Genomic DNA, 247 nt, shown 5'->3' with positions numbered 1-247 from the left:
CCCCCCCCCCCCCCCCCCTCCGTCCCCCAGCCCACCCCGCCCACCCCGAGCCAGTTTGTTATCTTGCACACGTAGAGGTCCGTTAGCTACTGTGTTACCTTGAACACCTTGAGGTCCGGTAGCCCCTGTGTTACCTTGAACACCTTGAGGTCCGGTAGCCCCAGTCTGACCATGAGCGCCTTGCGGACCTGTAGCTCCTGTAGCACCAGTAGCGACATGAGGACCTTGAGCTCCGGGGGGGGCGGGG

1 pseudogene is annotated in these 247 nt (G+C 64.0%); it reads right to left on the bottom strand.

What is annotated here, in order from left to right:
- Positions 1–247, bottom strand: a pseudogene (locus JDS98_RS29800) (Gly-Xaa-Xaa repeat protein); the annotation flags it as partial.

The sequence above is a fragment of the Bacillus cereus group sp. N11 genome, assembly GCF_016483605.1.
Taxonomy (GTDB): Bacteria; Bacillota; Bacilli; order Bacillales; family Bacillaceae_G; genus Bacillus_A; species Bacillus_A toyonensis.
The sequence above is the reverse complement of the archived record's forward strand: the minus strand, read 5'-3'. Positions and strand labels throughout refer to the sequence as shown.